The sequence below is a fragment of the Oligella urethralis DSM 7531 genome (assembly GCF_000372065.1).
Lineage (GTDB): Bacteria > Pseudomonadota > Gammaproteobacteria > Burkholderiales > Burkholderiaceae_B > Oligella > Oligella urethralis.
This window is the reverse complement of sequence record NZ_AQVB01000025.1, coordinates 1-15,727: the sequence shown is the minus strand read 5'-3', so window position 1 is coordinate 15,727 and position 15,727 is coordinate 1. Positions and strand designations below refer to the sequence as shown.

Genomic DNA, 15,727 nt, shown 5'->3' with positions numbered 1-15,727 from the left:
CTTAAGCTATGGAAAAAGCCTAAACGGCTACATAGACGACTTAAACAATTAGGCTATAAACCACCGTTTGAGTCGATAGCGATGTGGCGCTGGAGAAACTCAGCCAGTCCATTAGCTCACTATGCTATGCCGAATAAGTGGTTAGATAGTTTAACGTTGTATGATATGGGGAAAGTTGAGACTGGCTACGTGTTTAGCGCATATGCTAAATGGTAATGTGCATGAGCCGTATACGAGGTCCGTACGTACGGTTCTGTGAGAGGGATGAGGTGCAAACCTCACCCTACTCGATGTCTGCCTAGCTAGGCTGGTCAAGCTGAATCGCCCTGCCTAAGGGGAATGAAGGTGCAGATAATTCGAATGGCAAAGTGCTACTGGACAAGGGCGGGGTCAGACCGAGTACGTGATGGTGGCTGGCGAGTTAGTGGTGAGGGATGGCTCAATCATAGCGTTTCTGCAGCAGCTTGGTGTAGCTCTTAAAAGCCTCTTTTTTGCCAGTTTGGGTAGTTTCAATTGATTGATTTTTGTTTTTCAGCTACTTGTAATAGTCTGTTAATGCACCTAGTGGCATGCATCTGTTGTCGCTACAGTCTAGATTGAATTTCCTCCTACTTTTATAGTATATGCGCAACGCTCAATGTGTGAAAAAATGCTACAATAGAAAGGTTTATTTAATTACAATTTTATTAATTAATTGTAGCGATAGACAGTTTAAAAAGTTCATAAGCTTTCTTTAAAGGTGTTTCATGAATGTAGCAGAGTATTTTCCGGTGCTTTTGTTTGTCCTAGTGGCAGGCGGCCTTGGGGTTGTATTGTTATTGCTGGGGGTCGTGTTGGGCCCGAGAAACCCGTATGATGAGAAGCTGTCCCAGTACGAGTGTGGTTTCGAGGCATTTGAGGATTCGCGCATGCGTTTCGATGTTCGTTACTACTTAGTCGCCATTCTATTTATTTTATTCGACTTAGAGATTGCCTTTTTATTCCCATGGGCGGTTGCCAATCAGCAAGTTGGCTTAGTCGGTTTCTCCACAGTGGTCGTGTTTTTAGTCATTCTTACGGTTGGCTTTATCTACGAGTGGAAAAAGGGTGCGCTAGATTGGGATTAATTTTCAGAAAAGGGTAGATAAATGTCTGAACAAACTCAACTAAAAGAAAAGGGCTTTCTGGTTACCTCCGTGGATGCGGTGATGAACTGGTACCAGACGGGTTCGATGTGGCCGATGACCTTTGGTTTGGCCTGTTGTGCGGTAGAGATGATGCACGCTGGTGCGGCACGTTATGATATGGACCAATTCGGGATTATTTTCCGTCCCAGTCCGCGTCAGTCCGATGTGATGATTGTTGCTGGTACTTTGTGTAATAAAATGGCACCTGCGCTACGCAAGGTATACGACCAGATGGCTGAGCCACGTTGGGTGGTGTCCATGGGTTCCTGTGCTAATGGCGGTGGTTACTACCACTATTCATACTCTGTGGTGCGTGGCTGTGATCGCGTAGTGCCGGTTGATATTTACGTGCCAGGTTGTCCGCCAACCGCAGAGGCCTTGATTTACGGCTTATTACAGCTCCAAAATAAAATTCGTCATCAAAAGACGATCGCTCGTGAGGCGTAGGAGGCTGAGATGACGCGTTTAGAGAAATTACATCAAACCTTAGTCAAGCTATTAGGCGAGCAAGCTCAGATTGTAGCCTATGCTGGTGAGCTGACCTTGACCGTGGCGCCCGAGCATTGGGTGCAGACCTGTTCGATGCTGCATGAGCACGAGGAGCTAGCGTTCCAGCAAGCGATTGACCTCTGTGGTGTGGACTATTTAACCTATGGTGGGGTATCGGTTGCGCCTGAGGATAATCAACCATTGTTGCCAACAGAGGCTACTGCTGATTTAGATGTGGCCTTAGAGCCTGTGGATGCGATGCCCTCCGAGCAGCCTAGCCAGTTCCCAGGGCGTTTTGCGGTGGTCTTGCATTTATTATCAGTCAAGCATAATTGGCGCTTACGTGTGCGCACCTTCCCGCAGGATGACGACTTCCCATCCGTACCTAGCTTAGTCAATATCTGGAACAGTCTTAACTGGTTTGAGCGTGAGGCCTTTGACTTATTTGGTATTGTGTTTGAGGGTCACCCCGACCTACGCCGCATTTTGACTGACTATGGCTTTATCGGTCACCCTTTCCGCAAGGACTTCCCAGTGATTGGTCATGTTGAGATGATTTACGACCCTGAGCAAAAGCGTGTGGTCTATCAGCCTGTGTCGATTGAAAATCGCGAGATTACACCGCGAGTCATTCGTGAAGAGGGTTATGGAGCAGGGCGAGAGTAATTATGGCAGATATTAAAAGTTATACCTTAAACTTCGGTCCGCAGCACCCGGCCGCTCACGGCGTTTTACGCTTGATTCTTGAGCTTAATGGTGAGGTGATTTTACGAGCGGACCCGCATATTGGTTTATTACACCGCGGTACCGAGAAATTAGCTGAGCAGCGTACCTATGTGCAGGCGCTCCCTTATATGGATCGTTTAGACTACGTCTCCATGATGGTTAACGAGCACGCCTATTGTATGGCGGTAGAAAAGCTATTAGGTATCGAATTACCTAAGCGTGCCGAGTACATCCGTACCATGTTCGATGAGATTACCCGGATTCTTAACCACTTGATGTCTATCGGTTCGCATGCCCTAGACGTGGGTGCAATGGCGGTGTTCTTATACGCTTTCCGTGATCGCGAATACCTGATGGACTGCTATGAGGCAGTGTCCGGTGCGCGTTTGCACGCCGCCTACTATCGTCCCGGCGGTGTGTATCGTGATTTGCCTGACAGCATGCCTAAGCACGAGATTGACTCGAAGTACCGTAGCGTGCGCGATATGAAGCGTCTTAACGAGTGGCGTGAAGGCTCCATGCTTGACTTTATTGAGGCCTTTGTCGATTACTATCCATCGGCGATTGATGAGTACGAGACGTTGTTGACCGATAACCGTATTTGGAAGCAGCGCTTGGTCGATGTCGGTATTGTGACCCCTGAGCGCGCCCTCAATAAGGGCTTTACTGGGGTGATGCTGCGCGGTTCTGGCGTGGAGTGGGATATTCGTCGTAAGCAGCCCTATGCCGTCTATGATGAGTTAGATTTTAATATCCCGGTCGGGGTTAACGGTGACTGTTATGACCGTTACTTATGCCGTATTGCCGAGTTACGCGAAAGTACCAAAATCATCAAGCAATGTGTACAGTGGTTGCGTGATAATCCAGGCCCTGTCATGTACGAGGACAATAAAATCACCCCACCTAAGCGTCTTGAGATGAAGACCGGTATGGAGGAGTTGATTCACCACTTCAAGTTATTCTCAGAGGGTTTCCCTGTACCTGAGGGTGAAGCATACGCAGCGGTTGAGCATCCTAAGGGTGAGTTCGGTATTTATATGATTTCCGATGGCGCCAATAAGCCATATCGTCTCAAAATCCGTGCCCCGGGCTTTGTGCACTTACAAGGCTTAGACGAGATGTCGCGTGGTCATATGTTGGCGGATGCGGTAACCATTATCGGTACCCAGGATATTGTATTTGGTGAGATTGACCGCTAGGAAGCCAGTGCTTCATAGCATCAACGAATTACAGGAAATTAACATGTTGCTTTCTGAACAGGCTTATAAAAAGATTGACAAGGAGTTGGCAAAGTATCCTGCCGATCAACGTCAATCAGCAGTTATGGCCGCTTTGCGCATTGCCCAAGAGGAAAAAGGCTGGGTCTCCGATGAAGTCATCGTTGACGTTGCCGAGTATTTAGGCATGCCGACAATTGCGGTGCAAGAGGTCGCCACCTTCTACGATATGTATGAATTAAAGCCGGTAGGTAAGTACAAACTGACCGTCTGTACTAATTTACCTTGCGCCTTAAGAGATGGTGAGAAAACTGCGCATTACATCAGCGAAAAATTAGGTATTGCCATTGGTGAAACGACGCCTGACGGCTTAATCACGCTCCAAGAGAGTGAGTGTCAGGGCGCCTGTGGTGATGCCCCCGTTTTATTAATTAATAACCATCATATGTGCGTGCGTATGAGCAAAGAGCGTATTGATGAGTTGTTAGCCGATATTCAAAGTGAGGGTTAAGCGTCATGGGTTTAGAACGTATTATCCAAAAGTATAGCGGCGGACTTGAGCCTAACCCGGGCGGTGATTTATCCAGCAGTATGATATTTCATAATCGTCATATTAACCCACAGATTCTCAAGGGTTTAGACGGTCATAACTGGGGTATTGAGGGCTATATGGCCCGTGGCGGTTACGAGGTATTGCGCAAAATCTGTGCCGGTCAGTTAGATCAGGACACGGTGATTAATGAGCTTAAGCTTTCTTCCTTACGCGGCCGTGGCGGTGCAGGCTTCCCGACGGGCCTGAAGTGGAGCTTTATGCCTAAAAACTACCTCGGTCAAAAGTACGTCGTCTGTAACTCGGACGAGGGTGAGCCGGGAACGTTTAAGGATCGTGATATTCTGCGCTTTAACCCCCATGCGGTAATTGAGGGTATGATTATTGCCGGTTTTGCCATGGGTGCGAGTGTTGGCTATAACTATATTCACGGTGAAATTTTTGAGGTCTATGAGCGTTTTGAAGAGGCGCTAGAGCAGGCGCGAGCTCACGGTTTCTTAGGTGATAATATCCTCGGCAGTGATTTTAGCTTCCAACTGCATGCACACCACGGTTACGGTGCCTATATTTGTGGCGAGGAGACCGCTTTGCTTGAGTCACTCGAGGGCAAAAAGGGTCAGCCACGCTTTAAGCCGCCATTCCCTGCAAATTATGGTGTTTACGGTAAGCCGACCACGATTAACAATACCGAGACTTTTGCCAGTGTGCCTTATGCTTTAGCGATGGGCGGTCAGCAGTACTTAGAGCTCGGTAAACCAAATAATGGCGGTACCAAGCTATTTTCTATCACCGGTGATATTGAGCGACCAGGTGTGTATGAGATTCCGATGGGAACACCATTTAGCAAGCTATTAGAGATTGCAGGCGGGATGCGTAACGGCGCCAAGCTCAAGGCCGTGATCCCGGGTGGTTCGAGTGCGCCGGTGTTGCCGGCTGATATCATGATGGACTGTACCATGGACTACGACAGCATCGCCAAGGCCGGTTCGATGTTGGGTTCCGGTGCCGTAACGGTGATGGACGATAGTCGCTGTATGGTGCGTTCATTATTGCGTCTGTCATATTTCTACCAGCATGAGAGCTGCGGCCAATGTACCCCTTGTCGTGAGGGTACGGGCTGGCTATGGCGCATTGTGCACCGTATTGAGCATGGTGAGGGTCGTCCTGAGGATCTGGATGAGCTGGAGCGCATTGCCGGTAATATCATGGGCCGTACCATTTGTGCCCTTGGTGATGCGGCAGCAATGCCGGTGCAGGGTTTCTTGAGACATTTCCGTGATGAGTTCGCGTACCACATTGATAATAAGCAATGTTTGGTAGCGCCGTATATTTAATAGGTTTGTACCATGGTTGAACTTACCATTGACGGCAAGAAAGTATCCGTTCCTGAGGGCAGCTTTGTTATGCACGCTGCGACCGAACTGGGTCTTTATGTGCCACATTTTTGTTATCACAAAAAATTATCTATCGCCGCCAACTGCCGTATGTGCTTAGTCGAGGTCGAGAAAGCGCCTAAGGCATTACCGGCATGTGCCACACCGGTGACACAGGGTATGGTTGTCCATACGAAATCACCAAAGGCATTAGCTGCACAGCAGGCGGTGATGGAGTTTCTATTAATCAATCACCCCCTCGATTGTCCAATCTGTGACCAGGGCGGTGAGTGTCAGTTACAGGACTTAGCCGTGGGCTACGGTTATGATGCCAGTCACTACCATGAAGAAAAGCGGGTAGTGTTCCACAAATCAATGGGTCCGCTAATCTCGGCTGAGGAGATGAGCCGCTGTATTCACTGTACGCGTTGTGTTCGCTTTGGCCAAGAGGTGGCCGGGGTGATGGAACTAGGTATGTTAAATCGCGGTGAGCACGCAGAGATTACTTCCTTCTTAGGAAAGGCGGTCAGCTCCGAGTTATCGGGTAATATGATCGACCTCTGCCCAGTCGGTGCCTTAACTTCTAAGCCCTTCCGCTATCAGGCGCGTACCTGGGAATTAGCGCGTCGTCGCTCGGTCAGTCCGCACGATAGCGTGGGTGCAAATCTTGTGGTACAGGTGAAAAATGACCGTGTGCTACGTGTGGTGCCATTTGAAAATGAAGCGGTTAACGAGTGCTGGATTAGCGATAAGGATCGCTTCTCCTATGAGGGTCTATACGCCGAGGATCGTTTAACCACACCGATGCTTAAGGGTAGTGACGGTGTTTGGCGTGAAGCGAGCTGGGAAGAGGCATTGTTAGCAGCCGCTGAGCTTTTACAAAATGTCAATGAGCAACAGGGCGTGGATAGCATCGGTGCATTTGCTGCCGAGTACTCTACACTTGAGGAGATGACCTTATTAAGCCGCATTGTGCGTGGTCTAGGCTCTAACAACATCGATAGCCGCTTACGTTTAGGCGACGAGAACATTGACAAGGCCTTAGAGGGTACCCCATGGTTGGGTATGCCGATTGCTGAGCTGAATCACTTAGACGGTGTGTTGGTGGTTGACAGTAATTTACGTCAAGATCATCCATTATTTGCGCAGCGTTTACGCCAAGCGGCAAAGGCCGGTGCGCGTATCGTCTTACTTGATAGTAATGGCGAGGATCCATTGTTCCCAGTGGCAGCCCGTTTAACGGTGGCACCAAGCCAGCTATGCGCTGCGATTGATAATATCGCTAAGGCGGTAGCGCAGCTGAAAGGCGGCGCAGAGCTTGACGAGCAGGATCCAATCAATCAGATTGCCGCTATTTTATTAGCGGGTAAAAAGCCAGCTGTGTTTATGGGTAACGGTGTCTTAAGTAAGTCATCGGCCAGTAATGTCTTGGCCCATAGCCATGTGTTAGCAGAGGCTTTGGCAGCGCCATTAGGCTATTTAACGCGCGGTGCTAACCACGTGGGCGCTTCGGTTGCCGGAGCGACGCCGCAGCAAAACGGTATGAATGCCGCGCAGATGATGAAGAATCCGCTAAGCGCCTATGTGGTGTTGCATGCGGAGAGCTTGGATTTTGAGGATCCGATTCGAGCCCGTGAGATTTTCAGTAAGGCCGCTACCATTGCCCTGACTTCTTACCAGTCAGATGCAAAGCAATGGGCCAAAATTATGTTGCCGGTTGGTCCCTTTACTGAGACTTCCGGTACCTTTATTAATGCTGAGGGACGTGCCCAGAGCTTCAAGGGCGTGGTGCCATCATTGGGCAATAGCCGCCCAGCCTGGAAGGTATTACGCGTCTTAGGTAATTTACTAAAACTGGCTGACTTTGATGCGGAAAGCTCAGAGGCTGTACGTGATGCGGTTTTAGCTCAGAACTATACCGGTAGCTTTAATAACGAGGTGAAGGCAGAACCGTATAATCCAAATGTAGCGGTGAATGCTTTTGAACGAGTGGCTAATCTACCAATTTATCGAAGCGATGCGATAGTACGTCGTGCGCCTGCCTTACAAAAGCAGACGGCGGCTCCAGTGGCCGGTCTAAACGCTGCCATGATGGCTAATTTAGCCGTGGTTGAGGGTGATCAGGTGCGCGTTAAGAGCAATAGGGGCGAAGTCGTATTGCCCGTGCAATTGCAAGCGCAATTGGCTGATAATACGGTCAGTGTGCCGCTGGGCTTTGAGCAAACCGCTGTCTTAGGTGGTGCATTTGTCCAACTTTCAGTGGAGAAGGTCTAATGAATACGAATATTTGGGCATGGTTTACTGATGGTGTAGCAGCGCTCAATGCATGGGGTAGCAATTTACTTGGTGAAACCCTATGGATGGTGCTGTGGACGATTATTCTGATCCTCGTGATCGCACTACCGATTATTATCTGTGTGGCGTTTTTAACCCTGTGGGAGCGTCGCATGATTGGTTATATGCACGTGCGTCGCGGTCCTAACCGGGTAGGTCCTGGTGGTCTATTACAGCCTTTTGCTGACGTGCTTAAGCTATTGACCAAGGAAGTGATCGTCCCGGCCAAAGCCAACAAGGTGATGTACATCTTGGCACCAATTATGACCTTAGTGCCAGCATTAGCGGCCTGGGCCGTGGTGCCGTTTGGTCCAGAAGCTGTTTTAGCCAATGTTAACGCCGGTATTTTATATATTGTGGCGATTACCGCATTGGGTGTGTATGGTGTGATTTTCGCAGGTTGGGCCTCTAACTCTAAGTATCCTTTTTTAGGTGCGATGCGTGCATCGGCACAAATGATTTCTTATGAGTTATCGCTGACCTTTGTGTTGGTGACGATTATTCTTGTTTCCGGCACCATGAATATGAACGGTATCGTACTTCAGCAAACGAGCGGTTTTTTTGCTGATAAAGGGGTGACCTTCTTATCATGGAACTTTATTCCTTTATTCCCTTTATTTATTGTTTATATCATCTCAATTGTGGCGGAAACTAACCGTCACCCATTTGACGTGGTAGAGGGTGAATCGGAAATTGTGGCCGGGCACATGGTGGAATATTCGGGTATGGGCTTTGCGATGTTCTTCTTAGCCGAGTACGCCAATATGATCTTATTGTCGGCCTTATGCTCAATCTTCTTCTTGGGTGGTTGGTCGGCGCCATTGGATATGGTTCCATTTACCTGGGTACCTGGTTGGTTGTGGTTAGGTATTAAGACCTTCTGCGTGGTGTCGCTATTTGTGTGGTTCCGTGCCTCCTTCCCACGCTTCCGCTATGACCAGATTATGCGTTTAGGTTGGAAGGTATTTATTCCATTAACCTTAATTTGGTTTTTTGTGGTGGCAATTTGGATGCAAACACCATTAAGTATTTGGAATTAAGGGTGAGATTATGAGCAAGTTGAAACGCTTTATGAACAGCTTTATGCTGACCGAGTTACTCAAAGGGATGATGCTGACTGGTAGCTATTTCTTTAAGCCGAAGTTCACCCTTAAGTATCCTTACGAGAAAACGCCGATGTCGCCTCGTTTCCGCGGTTTGCATGCTTTGCGTCGTTACCCAAACGGGGAAGAACGTTGTATTGCCTGTAAATTATGTGAGGCGGTCTGTCCAGCCATGGCGATTTCCATTGAGTCGCATGAACGTGAAGACGGTACGCGCCGTACCACACGTTATGACATTGACTTAACCAAGTGCATTTTCTGCGGTTTCTGCGAGGAAAGTTGCCCGGTTGACTCCATTGTTGAGACGCATATTCACGAGTATCACGGCGAGAAGCGCGGTGATTTGTACTTCACTAAAGACATGTTGCTTGCGGTGGGCGATCGTTATGAGGACGAAATTGCCAAGCGTCGCGAAGCAGATGCGCCGTATCGCTAATAGGTGGAGATCATGGTTTTTTCGACAGTTCTTTTTTATATTCTGGCTTTTATTGCCATTGTTGCTGCCGCCCGTGTGGTGTTAGCACGTAGTCCAGTGGTTGCTGCCTTGCACCTGATGTTGACCTTTTTCTCTGCGTCGATGCTGTGGATTTTAATCGGTGCCGAATACCTCGGTTTATTGCTGATTATTATTTATGTCGGTGCGGTGATGGTGATGTTCCTCTTTGTGGTGATGATGATTGATGTGGTACCCGAGAGTTTACGTCAAGGTTTCCGTACCTACCTGCCACTTGGTTTAGTGGTTGGCGGTGTGATGGTGTTGGAAATCGCCTCCGTGTTAGCGGCGGTTTATTTGGGTACAGGCGCACCAATTGCGGTTTCTTTACCTCAATCCTACAACAACGTGGTACAGATCGGTATCGCTATGTATGCTGAATATAGCTATGCGATTCAGGTCGGTGCCTTGGTATTATTAGTGGGTATGGTGTCAGCGGTAGGTATTACCTTACGCGAACGTAAGAATCGCAAATACACCAATGTGAGTGATCAGTTAAAAGCCGATCCTAAGGATCGTTTACGTATCGTGAGTATGGCTTCCGAGTCTGAGCCTCGCACGGTGGCTGCAGTTGAAGTCCAAGAGGGAGAAAGCAAATGACCTTGAGTTTAGCGCATTATTTAATACTCGGCGCTGTGCTGTTTGCTATTGGGGTTTTCGGGATTTTCTTAAATCGCCGTAACATGATTGGGATTTTGATGTCGATTGAGTTGCTATTATTAGCGGTCAATATGAACTTCGTGGCCTTTTCTCAATGGCATCCGGGACCTGATGGTTTACCGGAAACGGCAGGGCAAATCTTTGTTTTCTTTGTCTTAACTGTTGCGGCGGCTGAAGCGGCAATCGGTTTGGCCATTCTTGTTATGCTATTCCGTAAGATTAATTCAATTAACGTTGACGACATTGGTCGTCTACAAGGGTAGGGGGTAAATCATGGCATCAACATTATCTCCAATCCTCTTACTCGCCATTGCATTGGCGCCCTTACTGGGTTCCGTGCTAGCGGGTCTATTTGGTACCGGTTTTTTCGGGCGTCAAGTCACGCGTGCCGGTGCGCATGGTATTACCATTGCCTTAGTAGCGTTTTCCGCTTTGGCATCACTCTATGTCTTATGGCAGGTGATTGCGCACGATGCCTATTTCAACGGGACCATCTACACTTGGACCTTGATCGGACATATTCCGATTGAAATCGGCTTTTTGGTGGATTCGCTAACGGCCACGATGATGGTGGTGGTTACCTCGGTCTCCCTCATGGTGCATATTTATACCATCGGTTATATGGTGGACGATCCTGGCTACCAGCGCTTCTTTAGCTATATTTCACTCTTTACCTTCTCCATGCTGATGCTAGTCATGGCAAATAATATGCTGTTGCTATTCTTCGGTTGGGAGGCAGTTGGTTTAGTGTCTTATCTCTTAATCGGTTTCTGGTACGAAAGACCGACGGCGATTTTCGCTAATATGAAGGCATTTATTGTGAACCGTGTGGGTGACTTTGGTTTCATCTTAGGTATTGGTTTACTCTTTGCCTACACCGGTAGCTTAAATTATGATCAGGTGTTTGATAGTGCTAGCATCTTGTCATATACCAGCTTCCCGGGTACGGATTGGTCTTTGGTCACGGTTGCTGCTATCTGCTTATTTATCGGTGCCATGGGTAAGTCTGCGCAAGTACCTTTACATGCATGGTTACCTGACTCGATGGAGGGTCCAACACCGATTTCTGCATTGATTCACGCGGCCACCATGGTGACAGCGGGTATCTTTATGGTGGCTCGCTTCTCACCTATCTTTGAGTTATCTAATACTGCGCTATCCTTAGTGATTGTGGTGGGTGCTATCGGTGCCTTGTTCCTCGGTCTACTCGGTTTGATTCAAAACGATATCAAACGTGTGGTGGCTTACTCTACCTTGTCGCAGTTAGGTTATATGACGGTGGCACTGGGTGCTTCGGCTTACAGCGTGGCCGTCTTCCACCTGATGACGCACGCTTTCTTTAAAGCCTTGCTCTTCTTAGGCGCTGGTTCGGTGATTATCGGTATGCACCATAATCAAGATATTCGCTACATGGGCGGTATTCGTAAGTACATGCCAATTACTTGGATTACTTTCTTATTAGGTACCTTAGCCCTGGTAGGTACGCCATTCTTCTCAGGCTACTACTCCAAAGAGCATATTATCGAAGCAGCCGGTGCGGCCAATATCTGGGGTGCGAACTTTGCCTACTACTGCGTGCTGATTGGCGTGTTCGTTACTTCCTTGTATTCGTTCCGACTGTACTTCTTAGTATTCCACGGTAAGGAGCGTTATGAGGACTTGCCGGCGGATGCGGAGCATCGTTTTGAGAAAAATGAGAAGCCTAAAGAATCACCATGGGTGGTGACTGTACCTTTAGTGGTATTAGCGATTCCATCGGTGTTGATTGGTGCCTGGGTGATTGAGCCGATGCTGTTCGGTGATTTCTTCAAGAACGTGATCTACGTGGATGCGGCAGCTCACCCTGCGATGGCAGACATTGCTGCGACTTTCCATGGTTGGCTTGAGTATGGCTTACATGCCTTTATGACCTTACCGTTCTGGTTAGTGGTGGCCGGTTTTGTGGTGGCACTATTCCTTTACGTGGTCAGTCCAGCGACGCCGGGCAAAATTTACCACTCCTTATCCGGTATTAACCGTATTTTGGAAAATAAATACTATGTTGACTGGGTCTATGAAAATGTCTTTGCTCGTGGCGCTCGCGCGCTCGGTCAAGGCTTCTGGAAAGGTGGTGACAAGGGTGTGATTGATGGCTTTATCATCAATGGCAGTACTAAAGCGGTTGCTTTAATTGCCTCGCTTAGCCGCAAGCTCCAGTCCGGTTACGTATACCATTACGCCTTCTCCATGTTGGTGGGTATTATTGTTTTAATCTCTTTCTTTGTAGTGGTGCGATAAGATGACAACATTTCCTTGGCTTTCCTTATCGATTTTTGTACCGATCATTGCTGGTATTTTTGTACTCGTATTCGGTCGTGACGAGCGAGCAGAGTACACCAAGCAAATGGCTTTGATTGGTGCAATTGTCAGCTTCTTAGTCACCTTGCCACTGATCTTTGGCTTTGACTCTACTACGGCAGAAATGCAGTTCGTTGAAAATGTGCGCTGGATTTCAGCCTTTACAGCACATTATCACCTGGGTGTAGACGGTATTTCCATTTGGTTTGTACTGTTAACCGCCTTTATTACCATTATGGTGGTGATTGCTGGTTGGAAGGTCATTACTGACCGAGTGGCACAGTACATGGCAGCATTCCTGATTTTATCGGGCTTGATGGTTGGTGTCTTTGCTGCCTTGGACGGCTTATTGTTCTACGTATTCTTTGAGGCTACCTTGATTCCGATGTATATCATTATCGGTGTATGGGGTGGTCCGAATCGTGTGTACGCAGCCTTTAAGTTCTTCCTCTATACTTTATTAGGTTCCTTATTAACCTTAGTTGCTTTCATCTATCTGTACCTCCAGGCAGGTACCTTCGATATTGCCGCTTGGCATGCCTTGCCATTGACGATGAATGAGCAGTTATTCATCTTCTTTGCGCTCTTTGCCGCCTTTGCAGTGAAAGTACCTATGTGGCCAGTGCATACCTGGTTACCAGATGCACACGTTGAAGCGCCGACCGGTGGTTCGATTGTGTTAGCGGCCATTATGTTGAAGCTAGGTGCTTACGGTTTCCTACGTTTCTCTTTACCGATTGCCCCGGACGCTAGTCAGGAAATGGGCTGGTTAATGATCGTGTTAGCACTGATTGCGCTGATCTACATCGGTTTGGTGGCGATTGTACAAGATGATATGAAGAAGCTGGTGGCTTATTCCTCAGTGGCTCATATGGGCTTTGTAGTCTTAGGTACCTTCCTCTTTAGCGAAGCAGGTATTGAGGGTGCCATTGTGCAAATGATCTCCCACGGTTTTGTGTCAGGCGCTATGTTTATGTGTATCGGTGTGCTCTATGACCGTTTACACAGCCGAGAAATTGCGGCTTACGGTGGTGTGGTCAAGGTGATGCCTAAGTTTGTGACCTTCTTTGTACTGTTCTCAATGGCCAATAGCGGTCTACCCGCAACTTCAGGTTTCGTGGGTGAGTTCTACGTGATTCTAGCGGCGATTGACTTCAACTTCTGGGTCGGCTTATTGGCGGCAACGTCATTGATTTTAAGTGCTTCATATTCGCTCTGGATGGTTAAACGCGTGGCTTATGGTCCGGTGACAAATCCTGAGGTAGCCAAAATGCTTGATCTTGATAAGCGTGAATTTTTGGTCTTAGGTCTGTTTGCAATCTTTGTGTTGTATATGGGTATTCATCCGAAACCATTTACTGATGTCATGCATGTATCAGTTCAGCATTTGCTGGAACAGATTGCACAATCCAAACTGTAGGTTAGAACAATGATAGAAAATCAATTTAATTTCGCCATGGCCTTGCCGGAGATTCTTCTATGTCTCTTGGCAATGGGTGTGTTGTTGATCGACGCCTTTGCTCGCAGTAAGGACAGCGTGCTGTCCTACTACAGCAGTTTGCTATCGCTACTGTTGGTCTTAGTGGTCGTGCTATTCCAGTGGAGTTCTGGTGTTGAAGGCACTACCTTCTACCAAATGTATATTGCCGATGCACTTAGCCATTTCTTAAAAGTTGGTACCACGATTGCGGTGCTGGTGACCTTAATTTACAGCCGTCAGTACTTAATTGACCGCAGCATGGTGACCGGCGGTGAGTTTTACGCCTTGGCCTTATTCTGTTTATTAGGTCAATTCGTGATGATCTCAGCGGCCAGTACGCTGACCATTTACTTGGGTCTAGAGTTGATGTCCTTATCACTCTACGCCTTGGTGGCCTTGCGTCGTGATTCGCTAAGTAGTGCGGAAGCGGCGATGAAGTACTTTATTCTAGGTTCACTTGCGTCAGGTATTATGCTGTATGGTATTTCGCTTATCTACGGTGCGACCGGTGCGATTCACCTAGCGACGATTATGCAAGTACTACAGAGTGGTGAAGCGCAGTTATCTGTATTGCTACTTGGTTTGGTTTTTGTGGTGTCAGGTATTGCCTTTAAATTAGGTGCGGTACCGTTCCATATGTGGGTGCCTGATGTGTATCAAGGGGCACCGACAGCGGTGGCGCTAACCATCGGTTCGGCTCCTAAATTAGCGGCCTTGGCGATGACCTTGCGGGTACTGATCGAGACACTAAATGATGTCGCTATCAGTTGGCAGCCGATGTTGATCATTATGGCGGTACTATCACTCGCCATTGGTAATATCACTGCCTTGATGCAAACTAACTTTAAGCGTCTATTGGGTTACTCAACCATTTCGCATATCGGTTTTGTGCTCTTAGGCTTGCTTTCCGGTGTGGATGTCAATGGTCAGGTGAGTAGTGGTGCCTATGGTACGGCCTTATTCTATATGGTGACCTATGTACTCACGACCTTGGCGAGCTTTGGTATTATTCTGATTCTTAGCCGTGCGGGTTTTGAGTCTGAGGAAATTGCTGACTTCAAGGGGCTTAACCGTCGTAGTCCGTGGTTAGCCTTCGGCGTCTTGATTCTGATGTTCTCACTTGCCGGTATTCCACCATTAGTTGGCTTCTACGCTAAATTAGCTGTATTGCAGGCAACGGTTAATGCTGGTCATATTTGGTTAGCAGTATTAGCGGTGTTGCTGTCCCTAATCGGTGCCTTCTACTACTTACGAGTGGTAAAGGTAATGTACTTTGATGAGCCGGCGGCTGATGCACCTGCTTTAAGTGCGCCAATGACTTTCCGTGAGGGTATCTTATCGGTTAATAATTTATTAATTATTGTGTTAGGTATTCTACCAGGCGGCTTAATGGCGCTGTGTGTGCAGGTAATTGATGCTTCCTTGAAGTTTTAATTACTAGGATAGGGCGCTACGGCGCTCTTTCTGTGTAGGTATAAAAACGGCCCCGAGTCTGATAAGGATTCGGGGCCGTTTGTCGTTTAAGGTAGTTAGAGCGTAAGCGTCCGGTGAACACATGTATTCATTCCTCCTAAATTGCGCGACACTAAGGTTTTGTGTATGTTAGGAGAAATCAATGCCGTCTTTAATGCGTATCGAGACCGCCCAACGCGTGGGAATTCAAGAGCAAGCGTCTAGCCTACTGGCACTAGATAAAATCATCCTGGTGAGTGAGGCGACAGATTTACGAGCGGGGATGGATACCTTGCGCACTAAGGCAATTCAGCGCTTTGGTCAGGTGGCACCTCACGAAGCCTATG

General features: G+C 47.9%; 15 protein-coding genes and 1 pseudogene. All 16 read left to right on the top strand.

Annotated features, from left to right (window positions below; all coding sequences use genetic code 11):
* On the top strand, window positions 1-216 hold a 216-nt coding region (locus tag A3GA_RS12340; RefSeq protein ID WP_026156954.1), incomplete at its 5' end, for a hypothetical protein.
* Between the two features lie 530 nt (window positions 217-746).
* Entirely contained in the window at window positions 747-1,106 is a 360-nt protein-coding gene (gene ndhC, locus A3GA_RS0110280; RefSeq protein WP_018027322.1) for an NADH-quinone oxidoreductase subunit A, read from the top strand.
* Window positions 1,107-1,127: 21 nt separating this feature from the next.
* Window positions 1,128-1,613 (top strand): NuoB/complex I 20 kDa subunit family protein, encoded by a 486-nt coding sequence (locus A3GA_RS0110275; RefSeq protein WP_018027321.1) that lies wholly within the window; start codon window positions 1,128-1,130, stop codon window positions 1,611-1,613.
* A 9-nt stretch (window positions 1,614-1,622) separates the two neighbouring features.
* Entirely contained in the window at window positions 1,623-2,321 is a 699-nt protein-coding gene (locus tag A3GA_RS0110270) for an NADH-quinone oxidoreductase subunit C (RefSeq protein WP_018027320.1), read from the top strand.
* Window positions 2,322-2,323: 2 nt separating this feature from the next.
* Window positions 2,324-3,580, top strand: coding sequence for an NADH-quinone oxidoreductase subunit D (locus A3GA_RS0110265; RefSeq protein WP_018027319.1), 1,257 nt, complete (start codon window positions 2,324-2,326; stop codon window positions 3,578-3,580).
* Window positions 3,581-3,623: 43 nt separating this feature from the next.
* The gene (gene nuoE / locus A3GA_RS0110260) at window positions 3,624-4,109 is read left to right on the top strand and encodes an NADH-quinone oxidoreductase subunit NuoE (protein ID WP_018027318.1); all 486 of its coding nucleotides are present in this window, start codon (window positions 3,624-3,626) and stop codon (window positions 4,107-4,109) included.
* A 5-nt stretch (window positions 4,110-4,114) separates the two neighbouring features.
* Window positions 4,115-5,482, top strand: a complete 1,368-nt coding sequence (nuoF, locus tag A3GA_RS0110255) for an NADH-quinone oxidoreductase subunit NuoF (RefSeq protein ID WP_018027317.1) — start codon at window positions 4,115-4,117, stop codon at window positions 5,480-5,482.
* A 12-nt stretch (window positions 5,483-5,494) separates the two neighbouring features.
* A complete protein-coding gene (gene nuoG, locus A3GA_RS0110250) occupies window positions 5,495-7,795 on the top strand; it encodes an NADH-quinone oxidoreductase subunit NuoG (protein WP_018027316.1) in 2,301 nt (766 codons plus the stop codon).
* On the top strand, window positions 7,795-8,895 hold the full coding sequence (gene nuoH, locus A3GA_RS0110245) for an NADH-quinone oxidoreductase subunit NuoH (RefSeq protein ID WP_018027315.1): 1,101 nt from the start codon (window positions 7,795-7,797) through the stop codon (window positions 8,893-8,895). Before nuoG ends, nuoH begins: the two co-directional genes overlap by 1 nt.
* A gap of 10 nt (window positions 8,896-8,905) precedes the next feature.
* Window positions 8,906-9,394: an NADH-quinone oxidoreductase subunit NuoI gene (nuoI, locus tag A3GA_RS0110240; RefSeq protein WP_018027314.1), complete on the top strand. Its 489-nt coding sequence runs from the start codon at window positions 8,906-8,908 to the stop codon at window positions 9,392-9,394.
* Between the two features lie 12 nt (window positions 9,395-9,406).
* On the top strand, window positions 9,407-10,051 hold the full coding sequence (locus tag A3GA_RS0110235; RefSeq protein ID WP_018027313.1) for an NADH-quinone oxidoreductase subunit J: 645 nt from the start codon (window positions 9,407-9,409) through the stop codon (window positions 10,049-10,051).
* Window positions 10,048-10,374 carry an NADH-quinone oxidoreductase subunit NuoK gene (nuoK, locus tag A3GA_RS0110230; RefSeq protein ID WP_018027312.1) on the top strand — a complete coding sequence of 109 codons (327 nt, stop codon included), beginning with the start codon at window positions 10,048-10,050 and terminating at the stop codon, window positions 10,372-10,374. Before A3GA_RS0110235 ends, nuoK begins: the two co-directional genes overlap by 4 nt.
* 10 nt (window positions 10,375-10,384) lie before the next feature.
* Window positions 10,385-12,388, top strand: coding sequence for an NADH-quinone oxidoreductase subunit L (nuoL, locus tag A3GA_RS0110225; protein WP_018027311.1), 2,004 nt, complete (start codon window positions 10,385-10,387; stop codon window positions 12,386-12,388).
* A 1-nt stretch (window position 12,389) separates the two neighbouring features.
* Window positions 12,390-13,868, top strand: a complete 1,479-nt coding sequence (locus tag A3GA_RS0110220) for an NADH-quinone oxidoreductase subunit M (RefSeq protein WP_018027310.1) — start codon at window positions 12,390-12,392, stop codon at window positions 13,866-13,868.
* A 9-nt stretch (window positions 13,869-13,877) separates the two neighbouring features.
* Window positions 13,878-15,362 (top strand): NADH-quinone oxidoreductase subunit NuoN, encoded by a 1,485-nt coding sequence (gene nuoN / locus A3GA_RS0110215; protein WP_018027309.1) that lies wholly within the window; start codon window positions 13,878-13,880, stop codon window positions 15,360-15,362.
* Window positions 15,363-15,543: 181 nt separating this feature from the next.
* Window positions 15,544-15,727: pseudogene (locus tag A3GA_RS0110210) on the top strand (hypothetical protein); the annotation flags it as partial.